At 43.3% G+C, this 19,859-nt stretch carries 18 protein-coding genes; 8 read left to right on the top strand and 10 right to left on the bottom strand.

Annotated features, from left to right (window positions below; genetic code table 11):
• Nucleotides 1-59: 59 nt before the first annotated feature.
• The 6 genes from BN8908_RS01895 (at nt 60) to BN8908_RS01870 (ending at nt 6,510) form a co-directional block, all read left to right on the top strand.
• Nucleotides 60-371 carry an FtsB family cell division protein gene (locus tag BN8908_RS01895; RefSeq protein ID WP_068688646.1) on the top strand — a complete coding sequence of 104 codons (312 nt, stop codon included), beginning with the start codon at nt 60-62 and terminating at the stop codon, nt 369-371.
• A 4-nt stretch (nt 372-375) separates the two neighbouring features.
• Nucleotides 376-804 (top strand): Holliday junction resolvase RuvX, encoded by a 429-nt coding sequence (gene ruvX / locus BN8908_RS01890; RefSeq protein WP_021986720.1) that lies wholly within the window; start codon nt 376-378, stop codon nt 802-804.
• Between the two features lie 13 nt (nt 805-817).
• Nucleotides 818-1,372 carry a peptide deformylase gene (gene def, locus BN8908_RS01885; protein WP_021986719.1) on the top strand — a complete coding sequence of 185 codons (555 nt, stop codon included), beginning with the start codon at nt 818-820 and terminating at the stop codon, nt 1,370-1,372.
• A 308-nt stretch (nt 1,373-1,680) separates the two neighbouring features.
• Nucleotides 1,681-3,576 (top strand): ComEC/Rec2 family competence protein, encoded by a 1,896-nt coding sequence (locus tag BN8908_RS01880; protein ID WP_068688645.1) that lies wholly within the window; start codon nt 1,681-1,683, stop codon nt 3,574-3,576.
• A 142-nt stretch (nt 3,577-3,718) separates the two neighbouring features.
• Nucleotides 3,719-5,062 (top strand): Trk system potassium transporter TrkA, encoded by a 1,344-nt coding sequence (gene trkA / locus BN8908_RS01875; protein ID WP_021986717.1) that lies wholly within the window; start codon nt 3,719-3,721, stop codon nt 5,060-5,062.
• A complete protein-coding gene (locus BN8908_RS01870) occupies nt 5,062-6,510 on the top strand; it encodes a TrkH family potassium uptake protein (protein WP_021986716.1) in 1,449 nt (482 codons plus the stop codon). Before trkA ends, BN8908_RS01870 begins: the two co-directional genes overlap by 1 nt.
• A 236-nt stretch (nt 6,511-6,746) precedes the next feature.
• Here the strand turns inward: BN8908_RS01870 and atpG are convergent, their stop codons facing one another.
• From atpG to BN8908_RS01820, 10 genes are all read right to left on the bottom strand, one after another.
• A complete protein-coding gene (gene atpG, locus BN8908_RS01865; protein WP_068688643.1) occupies nt 6,747-7,631 on the bottom strand; it encodes an ATP synthase F1 subunit gamma in 885 nt (294 codons plus the stop codon).
• Between the two features lie 87 nt (nt 7,632-7,718).
• Entirely contained in the window at nt 7,719-9,296 is a 1,578-nt protein-coding gene (gene atpA / locus BN8908_RS01860; protein ID WP_068688641.1) for a F0F1 ATP synthase subunit alpha, read from the bottom strand.
• A 29-nt stretch (nt 9,297-9,325) separates the two neighbouring features.
• Nucleotides 9,326-9,862 carry a F0F1 ATP synthase subunit delta gene (locus BN8908_RS01855; RefSeq protein ID WP_068688639.1) on the bottom strand — a complete coding sequence of 179 codons (537 nt, stop codon included), beginning with the start codon at nt 9,860-9,862 and terminating at the stop codon, nt 9,326-9,328.
• An 8-nt stretch (nt 9,863-9,870) separates the two neighbouring features.
• Complete coding sequence (gene atpF, locus BN8908_RS01850; RefSeq protein WP_021986712.1) at nt 9,871-10,368, bottom strand: F0F1 ATP synthase subunit B; 498 nt, start codon at nt 10,366-10,368, stop codon at nt 9,871-9,873.
• 124 nt (nt 10,369-10,492) lie between these two features.
• Complete coding sequence (gene atpE / locus BN8908_RS01845; RefSeq protein WP_021986711.1) at nt 10,493-10,750, bottom strand: ATP synthase F0 subunit C; 258 nt, start codon at nt 10,748-10,750, stop codon at nt 10,493-10,495.
• A gap of 84 nt (nt 10,751-10,834) precedes the next feature.
• On the bottom strand, nt 10,835-11,917 hold the full coding sequence (gene atpB / locus BN8908_RS01840) for a F0F1 ATP synthase subunit A (RefSeq protein ID WP_068688634.1): 1,083 nt from the start codon (nt 11,915-11,917) through the stop codon (nt 10,835-10,837).
• A gap of 21 nt (nt 11,918-11,938) precedes the next feature.
• A complete protein-coding gene (locus BN8908_RS01835) occupies nt 11,939-12,172 on the bottom strand; it encodes an ATP synthase F1, epsilon subunit (protein WP_021986709.1) in 234 nt (77 codons plus the stop codon).
• A gap of 28 nt (nt 12,173-12,200) precedes the next feature.
• Nucleotides 12,201-13,709 carry a F0F1 ATP synthase subunit beta gene (atpD, locus tag BN8908_RS01830; protein ID WP_021986708.1) on the bottom strand — a complete coding sequence of 503 codons (1,509 nt, stop codon included), beginning with the start codon at nt 13,707-13,709 and terminating at the stop codon, nt 12,201-12,203.
• A gap of 313 nt (nt 13,710-14,022) precedes the next feature.
• Nucleotides 14,023-14,403, bottom strand: coding sequence for a hypothetical protein (locus BN8908_RS01825; RefSeq protein ID WP_068688632.1), 381 nt, complete (start codon nt 14,401-14,403; stop codon nt 14,023-14,025).
• 96 nt (nt 14,404-14,499) lie between these two features.
• Nucleotides 14,500-16,170, bottom strand: coding sequence for a putative transporter (locus BN8908_RS01820; RefSeq protein WP_068688630.1), 1,671 nt, complete (start codon nt 16,168-16,170; stop codon nt 14,500-14,502).
• A gap of 234 nt (nt 16,171-16,404) precedes the next feature.
• On the opposite strand from BN8908_RS01820, the gene BN8908_RS01815 reads away from it, so the two are divergent.
• Nucleotides 16,405-17,787 carry an aminopeptidase P family protein gene (locus BN8908_RS01815; protein WP_068688628.1) on the top strand — a complete coding sequence of 461 codons (1,383 nt, stop codon included), beginning with the start codon at nt 16,405-16,407 and terminating at the stop codon, nt 17,785-17,787.
• A 28-nt stretch (nt 17,788-17,815) separates the two neighbouring features.
• The gene (locus BN8908_RS01810) at nt 17,816-19,441 is read left to right on the top strand and encodes a dipeptidase (protein WP_082989195.1); all 1,626 of its coding nucleotides are present in this window, start codon (nt 17,816-17,818) and stop codon (nt 19,439-19,441) included.
• The last annotated feature ends 418 nt before the right edge of the window (nt 19,442-19,859 follow it).

Below are 19,859 nucleotides of genomic sequence, written 5' to 3'. Positions count from 1 at the left end.
TCAAGTCATTAAATCTTTTCGCATTTGTTTCTATGATTCCTTTTTTATAAATTTGCAGCATGCTGAAAGAATCAGAACATCCTTTGAGGCAAATATTCCGGAAGTTTACAAACAAATATACATTTGTCGGACTTCTCTTTCTGGTATGGATTGCCTTCTTCGACAGAAACAGTTTCGTCGAAAAGGCACAACTACGCAGTAAAATCACGACACTGACAAAAGAAAAAGAATACTACCAGAAAAAAATAGAAGAAGACAACCGCAAAATGAAAGAACTATTGAGTAACCGCGATAATCTCGAAAAATTTGCCCGGGAACAATATCTGATGAAAAACAGCAACGAAGACATTTTTATCATCATAGACAAATAAGGACGTGGGTAGAATTTTAGCCATTGATTACGGGAAAAAAAGAGTAGGCATTGCAGTTTCCGATCCCGGACGTATTATCGCCACTGGTCTTCAAACGGTCCTTTCGCATGAAGTCTTAAAATTTCTCCAGGATTACACGGCCAAAGAAACAATCGATCTTTTTGTAGTCGGCTATCCCAAGCAAATGGATAACACCGACTCGGAAAGCATGATCTATGTAAAACCGTTTCTCACAGCCTTGAAACGTAAATTTCCCACAATTCCGATAGAAATGTTCGATGAACGCTTTACTTCGGTTATCGCCCACAAAGCCCTGATCGAAGGAGGAGCTTCTAAAAAGAAACGTCAGGATAAAGCTCTCATAGATACAATGAGCGCCACTTTGATCCTTACATCCTATATGGAAAGTATAAGAATAAAAAACAACCGATAAATACAAATTAATTATGTTATTACCCATACTCATATACGGTCATCCGACCTTAAGAAAGGTGTCCGAAGACATTCCGACCGACTATCCGGACTTAGATAAATTCCTCAAAGACATGTGGCAAACCATGGAGGAATCGGACGGAGTAGGGCTGGCCGCTCCTCAAGTCGGTAAAAATATCCGTATCTTCGTAGTCAATGCCGACGCCTTTGCCGATATCGACCCGGATTGCACGGGATTCCGGAAGGCTTTCATCAATGCCCATATCCTGGAACGTACGGGAGAAGAAATAAGCCGGAACGAAGGTTGCTTAAGTGTTCCGGGTATTCATGAGGATGTAAGACGAAAAGATAAAATCCGGATTGCATACCGGGATGAAGACGGAGTGGAAAGAGAAGAAGAATACGAAGGTATTAAAGCCTGGATCATACAACACGAATACGACCACCTCGAAGGAATACTCTTTACCGACCACCTGTCCGGCTTAAAAAAGAGACTGTTGAAAAATAAACTCAACAACATCAGTCTCGGCAAATTTAAAGCCACATACCGGGTTATTTTACCCAAGTAAAAAATTACACACCGGGACGGACTCATTGTGTAATTTTGGATCGACGGCTTCGGGTTGAATCCCTGGGATTTCGCAGATAGATTTATAATTAGGCGTCCAATAAAAATGTAATTTAAAATTTGCAGAATTTACAATTCTTGCTTTTACAAACAGGATTATGTGCTTAATCTAAAATTTGTAATTTATCTGCGGAATTTTCCCATCCGTTTTTCCCGGATTTTTTGTAACTTGTATACCTCGAGTTTCAAATCCGGATTTTTTATGGTGTAAACAATTTTCGTCATCGCACGCCTTTCCTAATACCTCTGATGCTGCTAGCCGGAGGTATAGCACTTGCTCCTGTTTTCCGTATACCGGCCATCGTATTCTATTCCTTTCTGAGTACAGCCTTTTTATGCGGTATATTCTTTTTTAAACACTCCTTTTCCGGTATACTCCTACACATTTCCATTCTCCTTTGCGGGCAGCATTTAGCGATACCTCCTCCCTTCCATCCGGATACGTCTGACATTTCTACTTTACATTGCCGGTGCAAAGAAGTCCTTTCTTCCAATAGCTATATTCTATCGGTAGCAGACCGGCTTTTGTATCTCCGGTTGCCGGACACAGCTTGCAATTACCGGGCAGGAGACTCGTTAACGGTACAGGGACGGCTGATCCGGCTTAAAATAACAGCCAATATTGATGCTTTCAACTACAATCGCCACCTAAAGCAAAAAAACATTCATTTTCGTATATATCCCGTCGCTCCGGTTATTAAAACCGGACATTCGACAAATTTGTATACTTTTTTTCAAGACATCCGGCAAAAATTAATCTCAAAGATTGACCGTCTGATTTCCCTTCCCCGGCAACAAGCTGTCGTCAAAGCACTATGTCTGGGATACAAAAATGAATTGGATAAAGATACCCGTACCCTCTTTTCTTCCACCGGAACCATTCATCTTTTGGCAGTATCCGGACTGCATACCGGAGCTGTCTACCTGTTACTTTGCTATTTTTTCAGATTTTTGGGATTAAAACACCCCAAAAGTCATTTAGTCATCATCCCCTTACTTTGGTGCTATGCCTGTCTTACAGGTCTGTCACCTTCCGTTATCCGGGCCGCTAACATCCTCTCGTTTATCATCATCGGCAAGGCTTTTGCCCAAGATTATACCCCGCTTAATTCTATAGCAGCCTCAGCTTTTTTCACACTGATATTTCAACCGGAAGCCCTTTATTCCATCAGTATGCAAATGTCATACGCCGCTTATACCGGTATCGTTCTTTTATATCCGCTTTCCAAAAAATTTTCTTCTCATATACCGGCATTCCTGAAACCGGTATATGCCCTGCTTAGTGTCACTTTATCGGCTCAACTGGCAACAGCCCCCCTAAGCATTTACTATTTCCATACTTTCAATCCGGGCAGTCCCCTGATCAATCTCATAGCCGTACCGCTCACAACCCTGCTTTTTTACATTGCTTTACTCACACTGTTACTACCTTTATGTATCGGACTAAAAATAAATTTCATCACCGAATACCTGTGCAGTACATTATTCTTCTGCCTCGATAAGTCCGGCATTTCCTATCTGAATATGAACAATCTTTATCCCACAATAGGACATATTCTATTCTTTTACTTTCAGTTATTTCTGCTTGTTTTTTATTTGTCAGAACGTAAAAAAGCGGTATTCCGGTTGCTCCTTCTAAACTGCTGTTGCTGGCTGATATACATTTGCTTTTTTAATATACATATCCGGAATCGCCGGGAAATTATTACTTACCACCTGTATGGGAAAAGTTGTATTTTATTGAATCACAACGGTTATTACACCTTCCTTCACAATACCTCCGATTCATCCGACCGGGAAACGATATACCCTTATATCCATTACAACCGGCTTCTTTCCTCCAAACGGGAGTTTACAGGAACAGATTTTTTACACCTGTTTCCGCAATTTATAAACAAAAAATACGACATCGGTTTAATAACATCGGATAAGGATTTTCCGTATCCCAATACAAGCTCATGGATTGTCAGCGATAATATTTTCCCTGATCAGGTCAGAGACACGTCCCTGCTTCCCCGACAAATCATCGTGGACGCATCCAACCGTTCCACCTGTATCCGGAAATGGGAATCTTTTTGCCGAAACCACTCCATCGCACTTTTAAAGACCGAAGAATATGGATCCATACGAATTCCTTTAAAATAAACTTTTTATACTTGTAAATATACAGTCATCACACAAAAATGAAGTTTTTTATACAAAAAATAAATAAATAATCTTTTATCATCGAAATCAAAGGCAATTAGTTTAAATTTGCGACCTTGAACACACTATAAAAAACATATTCATGAATATCGTCATCGCAGGAGCAGGAGCTGTCGGAACGCATCTGGCAAAGATGCTCAGCAGGCAGGAACATAATATATTACTCATCGACTCAGACCAGGAAAAGGTCGAAGCCCTCGAAAGTCAACTGGACATAATGTCGGTTGTCGGCTCATGTACTTCTATCGGTGCACTGAAAGATGCTGAAGTCGGTAAATGCGATCTCTACATTGCAGTAAATCCTCTGGAAGACCAAAATATTAATTCCGCTATCCTGGCTAAAAAGCTGGGAGCGAAACGCACCATCGCCCGTGTCAACAACAGCGAATACCTGGAGAGCGAAAATGCAGAATACCTGAAATCCATCGGCATCGATACCCTGATATACCCCGAGCGTCTGGCTGCGGAAGAAATTGTAGCCTCCCTCAAACAAATCGGTTCACGTCAACTGCACGAATTCTCTGACGGCCGTCTGCAATTGATCGGTATAAAACTGTGGGATAAAGCGCTTATTCTAAATCATACACTGGCCAAGATGGGCGAAATATACGGGGCAGATCAGTTTCGGCTGGTAGCCATAAAACGCGATAACAAAACATTGATTCCCCGGGGAAACGATGTTCTGAAATACGGAGACCTTATTTTTGTCGTTACCAAACCTTCGTTCATCCAAAACGTTTTTGCCCTTTGCGGTAAAGAACAATTCGAAATAAAAAATATCGTTATTGTCGGGGCTTCCCGCATCGGTATCAAAACAGCCTCATTGCTGGAAAAACATTACAACGTCAAAATCATCGAGAAAGACCGGGAAAAATGTATCCAACTGGCCGATAAACTGAAATATACACTCATTATTAACGGGGACGGTCGTGACCTCACCCTGTTGCGTGAAGAGGGCATCAAAAACATAGACGCTTTTATCAGTGTCACAAAATCTTCGGAAACCAATATTCTCTCCTGTTTACTGGCCAAAAAAATGGGAGTAAAGAAAAGTGTCGCCGAGGTGGAAAACATCGATTATATCGACCTGGCAGAAAACATCGGTATCGGAACACTGATCAATACAAAATTGATTGCGGCCTCACACATTTACCGCTATACGATGAATGTCGATGTCAAGCATTTGAAATTCCTGACCTTTTCCGAAGCCGAAGTATTCGAATTGCAAGCTGAAGCCGGTTCAAAAATCACCCGGCACCAGTTGAAAGACATGAATTTTCCGGAAGATGCAACAATCGGCGGCATTATCCGGGGGAACACGACTATCATAGCCAAAGGAGACGTACAAATCCAGGCCGGTGATAACGTTGTCGTGTTTGCGCTTCAAAGTGCCATTAAAAAAGTCATTAAGTATTTCCAGAAATAATGATAAATATACGATTTATCACAAACATCATCGGCAAGCTATTGCTCATCGAATGCGTCTGTTTTCTATTGTGCGTATTGATTTCCCTTTTGTATGGGGAAAGTGACACCTTGGCATTTCTGTATTCCGCTATCATTACGGGTATTACAGGAATGTGTATGGCCTATATTGTAAAGGCTCCCGATCAGATACTGGCCAAAAAAGACGGTTATTTTACTGTCACCTGTATCTGGCTTTTTTTCTCCCTTTTCGGCTGTTTGCCTTTTATTATCGGCAACACCATTCCCTCTTTCACCGATGCCTTTTTTGAAACCATGTCCGGTTTTACAACAACCGGTTCCTCTATACTTAACGACATAGAGTCCTTGCCCCATGCTACACTTTTCTGGCGGTCGATGACCCAATGGCTGGGAGGTTTGGGGATTGCCGTACTCTTTTTAGCCATCCTGCCGAGCCTCGGTATCGAAGGACGGGATCTATACGTAGCGGAAGTACCCGGCCCCACACACAATAAAATGGCCGCAACCTTTTATTCTTCTGCCCGGAAACTATGGCTGTTCTATTTATCCTTCACCGCTTTGGAAACGATTCTGCTCATGTTCGGCGGCATGTCTCTTTTCGACGCGATATGTCATTCTTTCAGCACTATGGCAACAGGAGGATTCTCGACCAAACAAGATAGTATTGCTTATTGGAACTCCCCGTACATCCAATATGTAATCATGTTGTTTATGTTTATCGCAGCCATCAATTTCGGCCTCTACCTGACAGCTTTAAAAGGAGATTTCAAAAGAATATTTCATGATGAAGAACTCAGGTGGTATACCATTATCATTGCCGTATGCAGTATCGTCATTGCTTGCGGCCTTTATTTCAACGGATGGGCCGGTGCGGAAAAATGTTTCCGGGATGCAGCCTTCCAGGTCGTAACAATCATGACGACAACCGGTTTTGCAACGGCCGATTACTTGTTATGGCCGACCTTGTTAGGCTTACTTATTTTCGTATTGATGTTTATCGGCTCCTGTGCCGGCTCGACTGCCGGAGGTATTAAAGTCGTCCGAGTCGTTCTGTTATTCAAGAATTCTTTCACCGAAATGAAGCGGATCATTCACCCCAATGCTGTCATTAACGTCAAATACGACGGTAAAAGCGTACACCCTACAGTTATGACCGGAGTAATGGCCTTCTTCATTCTTTTTATGATTGTATTCAGCATCGGAAGTATCATTATGGCTATATTTACCGACGACATTGCTACGGCCTGTAGTGCTGTCATCAGTTGTATGAGCAATATCGGTCCCGGATTCGGTTCTATCGGCCCGATGGACAATTTCTCACACTTAAGCGATGCCGCCAAACTATTCTGCGCAGCCCTGATGTTGATCGGCCGCCTCGAAGTATTCACCGTATTGGTATTATTCAGCAAAGCGTTTTGGAAAAGATAAAAGAAAGCTTGTAAACTAAAAACAGGAAGTGAATCAGAGAAAGCCATTCCGGCTTTGATTGATGACTGATGATTTTTGATTATCAACACTTTAGCAAATTCATCCCACACAAAACCGAAAAACTTCAGATTAGCTTTATGTGATTAATCCAAAATCAGACAACTTCCGGTTAAACGATCAAAATCTATCTCTTTCTGTCCTCAATTGTAAATCAAAAACTCCAATTCAAAACTCTCTTATTCTTCGACATTACCACCTGCCATATCCAGCAATTCGGTCGTAATACCCTGCTGCCGCAGTTTATTATATTCCAATTGTAAACTTCCCAATAATTTATAAGCATTATCACTGGCCATTTGCATGGCTATAATACGAGTGGCTTGCTCGGAGGTCTGATTTTCCAAAAATGTCTTATAAAACATAGTTCGTATAATCAGCGGATAGAGTATCTCAAAAATTTCCCGGCAATCCGGTTCATAAATATAAACCCTGGGAAGATTCGGACGGTCGGGGCCTGACTGTTCTTCCTGCTTACGACCGAGCAATGGCAACAATTGCAAACGGGTAACAATTTGAGTCCCACGGCTCTTATAATGAGTATATATGACTTCCACCTTATCGACATCTCCTTGTAGAAAACGGGCGATCAACTCATCCGTCAAAACTTTGACTGCTTCCGGATACTTCTTCTCTATAAATAAATCCGTACTCTTCTTATAGTCGATATTTTGCATTCGCTTGACATATCCGACCATCTTTTTTCCGATCGGATATACTTCCGGATGCTGAATACCCAGTGAAGCATATTCCCGGATCGTTCCAAGAAGTTCCTTGTATAAATTGATATTAAAAGCCCCGCACATTCCCTCATCAGAGCCAAGACATATCAAAGCCACCTGCCGCACAGGACGTATTTTCCGCAAAGGCGATTCGTAATCACAATCCTTTTCGTTGACGTGCGCCAATATGGATTGCAATTGCTCCTCATAAGGCAGAGTGCGGTTTAAGGCAATCTCTGCTTTACGCATCCGGGCAGAAGAAATCATCTTCATCGCCGCAGTAATCTTTTGAGACGATTGCACCGAATTGATCCTTCGCTTCAGTTCACGCATTGTGGCCATAACTTCTCTTTTAAATACTCTATATGAATGATATATTCACGGTAATCCCTGTCTGTTCCCAGAGATCACCGGATCCAATCGTATATATTACATCTTAAAACGTTCGCTGACTTCCTTAGCAACGGCTGTCATCAACTCTTCTACCTTATCGTCCAGGATACCTTCTTTCAAACGATCGAGTACCTCTTTCCGATAACGGGCATTCAACAATTCCAGATATAACTTTTCAAAATCCGATACATGATGCAAAGGGACATCTTTCAACAAACCCTGCGTTCCGCAATAGATCACGGCTACTTCTTCCTCTACCGGCATTGGAGCATACTGCGGTTGCACTAACAAACGGGCATTTTTACGTCCCTTATCGATCACCATTGCCGTTACAGGGTCCATATCCCCACCGAATTTAGAGAAGGCCTCCAATTCCCGGTACTGAGCCTGATCGATCTTCAATGTTCCGGCAATTTTTTTCATCGATTTCAACTGGGCATTACCTCCCACACGTGACACCGATATGCCGACATTAATAGCGGGACGCATCCCTTCATTAAATAAGGTCGTATCCAGGAATATCTGTCCGTCTGTAATTGAAATCACATTGGTCGGAATATAGGCAGAAACGTCCCCGGCCTGCGTTTCAATAATCGGCAAAGCCGTCAACGACCCACCCCCTTTAATCATAGGTTTCAACGATTCGGGTAAATCGTTCATCTGAGCAGCAACATCGTCATTGGAAATAATACGGGCCGCCCGTTCCAATAAACGGGAATGCAAATAAAAAATATCTCCCGGATACGCTTCCCGTCCGGACGGACGCCTCAATATCAGGGAGATCTCCCGGTAAGCTACGGCCTGTTTCGAAAGATCATCGTATACGACCAAAGCATGTCGTCCGCTATCCCGGAAATACTCTCCGATAGCAGCTCCGGCGAATGGGGCGTAGTAACGCATGGCGGCAGAATCCGAAGCATTGGCAGCAACGATGATACAATATTCCAAGGCACCTTTTTCACGCAAGGTATTCACCAAAGTAGCCACCGAAGAAGCTTTCTGTCCGATAGCGACATAAATGCAGTACACAGGATCCCCATTCGTAAAATTCGCTTTCTGATTGAGAATCGTATCTATGGCAATGGCTGTCTTTCCCGTTTGCCGGTCTCCGATAATCAATTCCCGTTGTCCTCTTCCGATCGGAACCATCGAATCGACAGCTTTAATACCCGTTTGCAAAGGTTCTTTTACAGGTTGACGGAAAATCACCCCCGGCGCTTTCCGGTCCAAAGGCAACTCGATTGTATCCCCGGCAACAGGGCCGGCACCGTCAATCGGATCTCCCAAAGTATTCACAACCCGTCCCAACAACCCATCTCCGACACGTATTGAAGCAATATGCCCTGTACGTTTCACCGTAAAATTCTCTTTCACCCTGTCTCCTGCATTCATCAGGATAACCCCGACATTATCCTGTTCCAGGTTCATCGCCACTCCCCGCACTCCATTCTCAAATTCAACCAACTCACTGGAACGCACATTGTCCAATCCGAAAACATGGGCTACACCGTCACCGACCTCCAACACCGTACCCACCTCCTCAAAAGCGGTTTTCGTATCTACGCCCTTGAGCTGCATTTCCAATATATCCGAAACCTCATCCAATTTACTCATAACTTCAACTTATTAACTGTTTATATCCTCTAGCCCAGTAAACCTTTCCGTATCTGTTTCAACTCTCTCCGCACGGAAACGTCTAACTGTTCCGAGCCGATCCTGAGTATAAATCCGCCTATAATCTCCGGATTGACAGTTGTCGTAAACTCAACCGTAAATTTCGTCCGTTCGGTTACCATAGCCTTGATTTTATCGATAACTGCCGCCGAAAGTTCTTTGGCTGTCGTTATATTCACCAGGATAATTCCATGTGCTTTACGATACATATCCTCGTATATCAGAGCAATTGTCCGCATATAGCTTTCCCGGTGGTTCCGGATCAACAAACGAATTGCCCGGATATAAGCCTCTCCGGGTTCAATACCGATAGCCGTTGAAAGCAGCAATTCCTTATCCTTCGGCGAAAGAACCGGGTTGAGCAAAGCTTTCTGTAAATCCGGATAGGCCGTATAATTTTCCAGGAACAGTTGCATCTTTTCATAGACCATCCCATCCACCCCCAATTCCTTGGCATACCGGAACAACGCTTTGGCATAACGCTGTGAAATCAATCCCTCGTTCATCTATTTACTCAATTTTTATTCTCCAGTTCATCCAGGTATTTTTCGACCATTTCCTCCTGAGCTTTATTCCCGTCCAGATTCTGACGGATCACTTTCCCGGCGATTTCCAGCGATAATTTCCCGACCTGCCGGCGCATCTGTATTTCAGCCTCTTTTTTCGTTTGCTCGGCAACCAGACGGGCAGCGTCCAGAATTTTCTGCGCCTCGGTAGTTGCAGATTTTTTAGCCTGCCCGACAATATCATCCTTCAAGCGTTGCGCTTCCTGAAGGATTTCCAATTGTTTGCGCTGAGCATCTGTCAAAAGAGTTTGCGCATCGTATTCGGCTTGCTTTTTCAACTCGATAGCCTCTCGTGCCGAAGCAACCCCCTTATCGATATAAGCGGCCCTTTCTTCTACACTCCGGATAATAACCGGCCAGGCATATTTAGCTAAAATACCGAACAAAGCCAGAAAAACAACCAGCATCCAGAAAATCAACCCGAATTCCGGTTCGAATAGTGCCATATTTTTTCTTTTTTATACGGGAATAAATACCCGTCATCTACCAATTGATATATTACATGTCTTCTTTCTCCGAAAAGACAACAGAAAACATAAAGCCTGATCGCTCTGTGGACCTTATCGCATGTTATTGAATAAACAAAGCCAACACACACACGATGATTGCAAAAAGTGCCACTCCTTCGATCAAAGCTGCAATCACAATCATATTCGTCCGGATATTATTTGCCTCTTCCGGCTGACGGGCAATAGCATCCATCGCGTTAGCTCCGATTTTACCAATTCCGATTCCGGCTCCGATAGCTGCCAAACCAGCTCCGATACAAGCTCCGATTTTAGCCAGACTTACGCCGGCTGCCACCTGTAATGCAATAATACTTAACATACATTCTTGTTTTTAATTGTTACAAATTTTTCCTATTGTCAAAAGTCAACCCAGCGCTGTAAAAACAGCTTCTGATAATTCGGGTCAGCTTTCTATATTTACACTTTTCTTTACATGCTCATGAGTTTCAGGACGCGCAAGACTGATAAAAATCGTCGATAACATCATAAATACATAAGCCTGTATAAAACAAATCAAAAAATCAACCAGATTCATAAATACGGCAAACAATACGGCTATAACCGTAGAACCGGCCGTCACAGCAGCTCCCCACGCCCCGAAAACAAAGATAAGGGAAATCAATACCAAAGTAATCAAATGTCCGGCCAGCATATTGGCAAACAACCGGATCATCAAAGCGATCGGCTTTGTAAAAACACCGAAAATCTCGATAACCGGCATAATCGGCAAAGGCAATTTCAACCACCCCGGTACATCCGGCCACAACGTTTCCCGCCAATATTTCCTCGTTCCCGATAGATTGACAACCAAAAAGGTACATACAGCCAATACCAAAGCGACCGAAATATTTCCCATCACATTGGCACCTCCCGGAAATACAACCATTAATCCCAAAACGTTGGAAAAGAGGATAAAAAAGAACAATGTAAGCAAATAAGGAGCAAAACGCCTGGCATCTTTTCCCAACACCGGTGCAATAACCTCATCATACACCATTCCGATAATCAATTCCATCAATCCGACTCCACGCCGGGGTGCTGTCAGCGGATTTCTCCTATACCAACGAACCAAGGGAAAAATGCAAAGCATCACGACAAACGCCGTAATCCATAAAGCCAGTACATTCTTTGTCACAGACAAATCCCAGGGTCGATACTGTTCTCCGCCTGCCATCTCTATTATTTTTCCGGCATACCGGCCTTCTGTAGCAATCCGGAATCCTTTATATTCCTGACCGTCCTGTATACGGCTCGAACTGAAACAATGCCAACCGTCCTTACCATATAAGATAATCGGTAAAGGAATGATCAGTTGCCTGTCGTGAGGTAGCTTAATACTCCACCCGTATTCATCGCCCAAATGCCCGAAAATAGTACTTTCCAAATCAAAAGATTTCTGTCCGCCGGACTCTTCGGCCCGAAGAATTTCCGGTGTAATCAGCAGCAATCCGAAAAATACCAGATATAGTATTATCCTCTTTTTCATTTTTTTACAGTCATCCCGATATTAATTTACACATACAGCGACCCAGTTATCCCGCACCTCCACAATACCCCCCTCTACAACAACCCGTTTTTCCACCCCATTCACAACATATACGATTTCACCTTCCGCCAATGTTGAAATCAAAGGAGCATGTCGGTCCAGCACAGTAAAAGGGCCGCAACTTCCCGGCAATGTTACCCGGTCAACCGGACCGTCGAAAAGAATCTTTTCCGTGGATATAATGCGTAATATCATACTCTCGATTTATTGACCAGATTTATTTTCAATTCTTCCCGGCTTTTTCCAGCATCTCTTTTCCTTTTTGAATCGCCTCGTCTATCGTTCCGACATTCATAAACGCCTGTTCCGGATATTCATCCATCTCTCCGTCCAGAATCATCTTAAAGCCCCGGATCGTTTCTTCCAAAGGAACCATTACACCGGGTATACCGGTATATTGCTCGGCCACATGGAAAGGCTGGGACAAGAAACGCTGTGCCCGTCTTGCCCGGGCAACCACCATCTTATCTTCATCCGACAATTCATCTACCCCCAGAATAGCTATAATATCCTGTAACTCATTATAATGCTGCAACAAACCGATAACCTGCTGAGCTACATTATAATGCTCTTCCCCGACAATATTCGGGTCAAGAATACGGGAAGAAGATTCCAACGGATCGACTGCCGGATAAATTCCCAACTCCGTAATCTTACGACTCAAAACCGTCGTTGCATCCAAAAAATTAAACGTCGTTGCCGGAGCGGGGTCCGTCAAGTCGTCTGCAGGCACGTAGATGGCCTGTACCGAAGTAATAGAACCGTACTTTGTAGAAGCAATACGTTCCTGCAACTTACCCATTTCCGAAGCCAGTGTAGGCTGGTACCCGACAGCCGAAGGCATACGTCCCAACAAAGCCGAAACCTCCGAACCGGCTTGCGTGTATCTGAATATATTATCGATAAAAAGCAATATCTCGTTACCGCCTTCATTCGAATCCCGGAAAGACTCCGCTACCGTCAAACCAGACAAAGCGACCCTCAAACGGGCTCCGGGGGGTTCGTTCATCTGCCCGAACACTAAGGTTGCCTGGGATTGATTTACTTTCTCCATATCAACAGTCTTGACATCCCAGTTTCCCTTTTCCATCTCTTTCAGAAAAGTCTCTCCGTAATTGATGACATTCGACTCGATCATTTCCCTTAACAAATCGTTTCCTTCCCGGGTCCGCTCCCCGACACCGGTAAATACAGAGTAACCATTATGTCCTTTGGCAATATTATTGATCAATTCCATAATCAGCACAGTCTTACCGACACCGGCACCACCGAAAAGACCGATCTTCCCCCCCTTTGAATAAGGCTCCAGTAAATCGATAACCTTAATCCCCGTATAAAGGAATTCCTCAGAAATAGATAAATCTTTAAACTTAGGCGCTTCCTGATGAATCGAGCGGGTATCGCTATAATCCAGGGGTGCCAGATGATCGATCGCATCCCCGGTAACATTCATCAACCGGCCTTTAATCTGTCTTCCCGTAGGCATAGTAAGGGGACGTCCCAAATCCCAGGCCTTCATTCCACGATGCAATCCATCGGTCGTATCCATTGCCACGCAACGGACGGTATCCTCCCCTATATGTTGCTCCACTTCTACGATCAATTTCTCTCCATTGTCCCGTTCGATCCGAAGGGCTTCATAAATAGGTGGCAGACTATCTCCACCTTCTTCAAATATCACGTCGACAACAGGTCCGATCACTTGTGTAACGTATCCGAATTTCTCTGTCATATCTTTATTTACTTTCACCATAATTTCAATTCCTAATCCAGCTTCCGGTTGCAGATACTGAAAAATCCGCTTCACCTTCAATTTTCTCCATTCCGGCAAATGCAACTACCCACAAATCCTAAAACGTAAAAACATATTAAAAGTTACGAACGGTATACCTCAAAAATTATACCATTCACACAATATGTAATCATACATAACGAAATTTATACTATGATAACATACTCTCTCCGACAAGTATATATTTCAAGAAGCAATAGAGCAAAAACTCCAGGAACACGACGGCACTGAAGTTCTCTGTTATATGAGGCTATTAAACGATTAACTTAGCCAAAAAGAAGATATAAAAACCGTGAAGATGGCGTGTAGACAAAAAATCCCGAAATTGCCTGTTACCCCTATAAAAAGAAAGGCAAACCGTGAGATCATAAAATACATTATTTTTTAAGCGATACAAAAAAGAACCTCCTTTTCCCTGATTACCCTGTGATAAATTATCATCGGTCACCGGCGAAAATGCATTTTTTAAATGATGGTAAATCGTGGCCAGCTTCAACTGGAGAATACCTTGCTTGTTTCCTATCCGAACCACCTCATTTTCACTCTGTACCGGCACATTTTCTGATTGCTTTTCAACACCCTGAAAAGTCAGTAAGAAAAAAATGCTTGTTATACAAAGTAAAAATAACTTCATAATCGTCTCCTTATTTCTACAAAGCTAAAAAGAAGTTTCGACTTTTAAAACAAATCGGCTTCAAGAATTTGCAAAAGAATTTTATAAAACTGCAACCTATACGAGAGACAATACCAGTATCTGCGCCGTCAATACCCGTAAAAACATCGTAAGCGGATACACCGTGGCATAACCGACCGAAGGCATATCGTTACCCGCTGTTGTATTGGAATAAGCCAAAGCAGGCGGATCGGTTGTACTTCCTGCTATCAATCCCATAATCGTAAAATAATTGATTTTATATACAGCTCTGGCAATAATACCGATAATGATCAGCGGTAAAAAGGTAATGATAAAGCCATAGCCAATCCAGACAAAACCTCCTCCGTTAACAACCGTGTCGACAAAACCGGCCCCCGCAGTCAAACCGACACAGGCAAGAAACAACGAAATCCCGATCTCTCTCATCATCAAATTAGCACTCATTGTCGTATAAGTTACCAATTTATAATGAGGACCGAACCGACTGATCAAAATCGCAACGATAAGCGGCCCACCCGCCAATCCCAGCTTTACGGGTTGCGGTATACCCGGAAAAGCAAAAGGAATACTTCCCAGTAAAATCCCCAAAGCTATTCCCATAAATATAGGTACTAAATTCGGCTCCCGTAAACGACGTAAAGAATTACCCAAAACTTTCTCCACTTGTGCAATAGCTGTTTCCGAGCCAACAACCGTCAACCGGTCGCCGATCTGTAACTGTAAACCGTTATGTGCTACCAGATCAAACCCGGCACGATTTATCCGGGTAACATTCACACCGTACCCGTTGCGCAGATGTATTTGCCCCAGAGTTTTTCCATTCACCTCTTCCCGGGTGATAACGATTCGTCTGGATACTAAATTAACATCCATTTTTTCCCAGTCTGCCCGGTGCATTTCAATCCTTTCTCCGATAAATGCCGTTATAACTCCTATATCCTGGGAAGCTGCAATGATAAACAACCGATCTCCTTGCTCCAACCGGGTATGCGGCTGGGCAACTTTCAGCTCGGCATCTCCATGAATGATACGGGAAATCACAAACTTTTTATCCATTAAAGCCGCCACCTCTACAATCTCTTTTCCGAACAAAGCCGGATTTTTTACCCTGACAGATATATGTGTCGCCCGATCCGTTTTAGCATCAGCCACGCTTTGCGCTGAAGCCAACTCTTTTTCAAAATTGATCCGGAACATATAACGAATCAAAATAATTGCCGATATAATCCCCACGACCCCCAAAGGATAAGCGACAGCATATCCCATCGCAATAGCCGGTTGCTCTGTGCCCATCATATCGTAATAAGCCTGCTGGGCAGCCCCCAAACCGGGAGTATTGGTCACTGCTCCGGAAAGAATTCCAACCATCGTGGTTATCGGAATACCCGTTATAAAATGAATGATACAGGTGATCGTAACCCCCAGGAACACAATGCCCATTGCCAAAAGATTTAACGTTACGCCTCCTTTTCTGAAAGAAGAAAAGAACCCCGGTCCTACCTGTAAACCAATAGAATAAACGAAGAGAATCAATCCGAATTCTTGCAGGAAATGGAGCGCATGGGTATCCATCCGCATTCCGAAATGACTGAAAATAATCCCGACAAAAAGTATCCAGGTAATACCCAGGGATATGCCGGCAATTTTTATTTTCCCCAACCATATTCCGACAAATATAACCACAGCCAACAACAGTATCGAATGTCCGATTCCCGCTCCGAACAATAAATTATTTATCCATTCCATGCATTCATTTCTTTTGTGCCGCAAAATTAGGAATAAAAAATATATTTTTCCGAAAAATTTATATCTTTGAAAATCCTAAAAATGAAAAATGGAGCTTTTTAACCGTTTTCTTGTAAAATACAATGCGGCTTATATGGGCCTCTATGAGTGCTGGATTTGTTAACCCTGCACCGAAGTATACTTTTCTGTACTGAAATTCAATCTTGTATATTTATCAAACCTAAATTTATTAATATGTTTTCAAAAGAAACTTATATCAACAGACGCACACGTTTGAAAAAAGCAATAGGCAATGGGATATTGCTTTTCTTGGGAAATAATGAAAGTAGTATGAACTATGCCGATAACACCTATTTTTACCGGCAGGATTCGACATTTCTATATTATTTCGGTTCTGACTATGCCGGCTTGACAGCGGTTATCGACATCGACGATAACCGGGAAATCATTTTCGGCGATGAGCTGACGATAGACGATATCGTTTGGATGGGAACTCAACCGACGATACGGGAGAAAAGCGAGCGTGTCGGGATTTCAGATACCCGTCCGGCGAAAGAATTACAGACCTACCTTCAAAAAGCACAGGCCCAGGGACGCCGTATCCACTACCTCCCCCCTTATCGCGGAGGACATTATATCGCTTTACAGGAATTGCTCAATATCCCGCCCAGCCGTCAACAGGAAGGTGTTTCCATTGATTTTATAAAAGCCGTTGTCAATCAGCGGAATTATAAATCGGCTGAAGAGATCGAGCAAATCGAAGAAGCTGTTACCATCTCGGCAAACATGCACATCAAAGCCATGCAAATGATCCGTCCTGGCATGAAAGAATCCGAAATTGCTGCTGCAGTTACGGAAATTGCTTTACGCGATGAAGGGTATCTTTCTTTTCCGGTAATTGCAACTGTCAACGGACAAACCTTGCACAACCATCACCACGGCAATATTGTCCGGGAAGGAGATATGTTCCTGTTGGATGCCGGTGCTGAAAACCGGATGCATTATGCCGGCGACCTGTCTTCGACCTTCCCTGTCGGTAAACATTTCAGCGAACGTCAGAAAGAAATCTATAACATCGCTTTACATGCTCACCAAACAGCCGTGGCGGAACTACGACCGGGAATTCCTTTCAGGGATATACACTTGAAAGCCGCTGCCACCATTGTTGAAGGAATGAAATCCATCGGATTGATGAAAGGCGATGCTGCGGAAGCTGCGGAAGCCGGAGCTCACGCACTTTTCTTCCCTTGCGGCCTGGGACATATGATGGGGCTGGATGTACACGACATGGAAAATCTGGGTGAGGTATGGGTCGGTTACGACGGTCAGCCGAAAAGCACCTTGTTCGGTATCAAATCATTACGACTGGCGCGGAAGTTGGAGCCGGGTTTTGTCCTGACCATAGAACCCGGAATTTATTTCATTCCGGAATTGATCGACCGTTGGAAAGCCGAAAAACGCTTTACCGATTTCATCAACTATGATAAAGTTGAAAAATACAAAGATTTCGGAGGACTGCGCAACGAAGAAGACTATCTGATTACTCCGGAAGGCAAGAGAAGATTAGGTAAATATGTACCGACCACCATAGAGGAAGTCGAAGCCGTGAGACAATAACAGCAATTCATCAATTAAAAAAATAAAAATGAAGACATTCATCCTATTTGTCCTACTCTTTGCATTCTTTCAGGGACAAGCTTGTACAGTAATCGTAGCAGGTAAAAAGGCAACCGTAGACGGAAGTGTACTCAATTCCCATACGGATGCGGGGGCCGATTGCCGTATCCGGGTTGTCCCCGGCCAAAAATTTGCCAAAGACGCCAAAGCTCCGGTATATTACGGAATACAACGGGTAGACTTACCCTTGAACGATAACGGAAAAATTTTAGGCTACATCCCGCAGGTAGAACAAACCTTCACCTATTTTCAATCGGCTTATTCCCATATCAACGAGTATGAGCTGTGTATCGGGGAAAGCACCCTCAGCCAACGACCGGAATTACAGGTAGACCTCGGAGAAGGTGAACAAATCATGACTGTAGAACAAGCTATGATTTTTGCATTGCAACGTTGTAAAACCGCCGATACAGCCCTTGAACTCATCACCTCATTAATGGAGCAATACGGTTTTCTGCCCTCTTGCGGACCGGAATCCGAATGCCTGACAATTGCAGATCCGGAAAAAATCTGGGTACTCGAACTTTTCAGTGTCGGAAAAGGCTGGAAAGCCGGAAGTGGTAAACCTGGTGTAATCTGGGCTGCACAACGCGTTCCGGACGACCATGTAGCTATCATTCCGAACTGGAGTATTATCAAAGAAATCGATCTCTCGAAACCGGACTATTTCAAAGCCTCTGCCAATTATATGCAGGTAGCCATCGACAGCGGCTGGTATGCTCCTGAAAGCGGCCAACCGTTCATCTGGCAGGATATATATGCCCCCACTCCGCGGGAATGGGCTACCAATCGCTTCTGGCTTTTCGCAACAACATTTGCTCCTTCAACAGCACCGATGAAAAGCCGGAAAACTCAAAATCCCTTCGACAATTTGAACCAATACATACAGTTCGTCGAGCCTCTGAGTGTATATCCCTTCTCCTTTAAACCGGAAAAACCCGTATCGGTAAAAGATTTCATGGATTTCCAACGCTCTACCTTCAGCGGAACCATTTATGACAAAGAGAATGATGCCGCCTGGTATTATCCCGGCAAAGACAACAAGTTGGTAAAAAGCAAATTAGCGACTCCGTTCCCTTCGGGAGAGACGCAGAAACTCATGAAAACGACCCGCCGCCGTGCAGTTGCCAGAGTAGACGGAGAATACGGTATGGTTGCACAACTTCGTGCCGGCATGCCGAAAGGTATCGGAGGTATTTACTGGGTATTCCAGGACAATGCTTATACTTCACCTTATTTACCGATATTTACCGGAGTAACGCATATCCCCGAAGTATATTCTACCTATGATCCCAAACAATACACAGACAATTCAGTCAGATGGGCCATTGACTTTGTAGATAACTTACTTTATCTGAACTGGCAGGACGGTAAAAAGGATTTAAACGATGCCCGTACCCCTTTGGAAAGTAATTTCTTTAAACGCAATACTGAAATTGAAAAAGAGTATGCGGAATTATATCAGAAAAATCCTAAAAAAGCTGCCGAACTATTGAACAAATATACCCAGGAATGTGCCGACGCTGTAATGGATACCTATGTCCGGCTGCGGAACACCCTTATTACCAAATATACAAATAATAAAATGAGATAATCGACTCCAGATTTTATAAACTGAACCCACCCACCCCATTAAATTCATAAAATTGAAAATGGGATGAGTGGGTTTTTAAATTAAATATTTTCAATTTTAATCGTCCCTGATCCAAACGTAACCTCTCCCATTAGTCATTTTATTCGCAAACATGCCGGCCATTAACCCGGTTTACAGCAACCGGCAATTCCCCAAATAGGACACGATTAAATTTAAATTGACAATACCCGATAAGTAAATAAAGATAAAACGCATTAACCCCAACCGAAAATCGAAAATCATAAATCGTAAATTACACAATGAGTCCGTCCGTGTGTTATTTTCACCCACCCTTTTTCTCAATTTAAAATCTAAAATCTAAAATTTAAAATCATAAACCACCTCTTCCAAAACCCTATACAAATCAAAAATCTCCCCA

Origin of the sequence: Culturomica massiliensis (assembly GCF_900091655.1) — a bacterium.
Taxonomy (GTDB): Bacteria; Bacteroidota; Bacteroidia; order Bacteroidales; family Marinifilaceae; genus Culturomica; species Culturomica massiliensis.
Note: the sequence above shows the minus strand (reverse complement) of the source record. Positions and strands in the feature narration are given on the sequence as shown.

Coding starts and splice junctions, on each gene's coding strand:
- BN8908_RS01895 (WP_068688646.1), top strand. CDS start 60: ATGCTGAAAGAATCAGAACATCCTTTGAGGCAAATATTCCGGAAGTTT.
- def (WP_021986719.1), top strand. CDS start 818: ATGTTATTACCCATACTCATATACGGTCATCCGACCTTAAGAAAGGTG.
- BN8908_RS01880 (WP_068688645.1), top strand. CDS start 1,681: ATGCTGCTAGCCGGAGGTATAGCACTTGCTCCTGTTTTCCGTATACCG.
- trkA (WP_021986717.1), top strand. CDS start 3,719: ATGAATATCGTCATCGCAGGAGCAGGAGCTGTCGGAACGCATCTGGCA.
- BN8908_RS01870 (WP_021986716.1), top strand. CDS start 5,062: ATGATAAATATACGATTTATCACAAACATCATCGGCAAGCTATTGCTC.
- atpG (WP_068688643.1), bottom strand. CDS start 7,631: ATGGCCACAATGCGTGAACTGAAGCGAAGGATCAATTCGGTGCAATCG.
- atpA (WP_068688641.1), bottom strand. CDS start 9,296: ATGAGTAAATTGGATGAGGTTTCGGATATATTGGAAATGCAGCTCAAG.
- BN8908_RS01855 (WP_068688639.1), bottom strand. CDS start 9,862: ATGAACGAGGGATTGATTTCACAGCGTTATGCCAAAGCGTTGTTCCGG.
- atpF (WP_021986712.1), bottom strand. CDS start 10,368: ATGGCACTATTCGAACCGGAATTCGGGTTGATTTTCTGGATGCTGGTT.
- atpE (WP_021986711.1), bottom strand. CDS start 10,750: ATGTTAAGTATTATTGCATTACAGGTGGCAGCCGGCGTAAGTCTGGCT.
- atpB (WP_068688634.1), bottom strand. CDS start 11,917: ATGAAAAAGAGGATAATACTATATCTGGTATTTTTCGGATTGCTGCTG.
- BN8908_RS01835 (WP_021986709.1), bottom strand. CDS start 12,172: ATGATATTACGCATTATATCCACGGAAAAGATTCTTTTCGACGGTCCG.
- atpD (WP_021986708.1), bottom strand. CDS start 13,709: ATGACAGAGAAATTCGGATACGTTACACAAGTGATCGGACCTGTTGTC.
- BN8908_RS01825 (WP_068688632.1), bottom strand. CDS start 14,403: ATGAAGTTATTTTTACTTTGTATAACAAGCATTTTTTTCTTACTGACT.
- BN8908_RS01820 (WP_068688630.1), bottom strand. CDS start 16,170: ATGGAATGGATAAATAATTTATTGTTCGGAGCGGGAATCGGACATTCG.
- BN8908_RS01815 (WP_068688628.1), top strand. CDS start 16,405: ATGTTTTCAAAAGAAACTTATATCAACAGACGCACACGTTTGAAAAAA.
- BN8908_RS01810 (WP_082989195.1), top strand. CDS start 17,816: ATGAAGACATTCATCCTATTTGTCCTACTCTTTGCATTCTTTCAGGGA.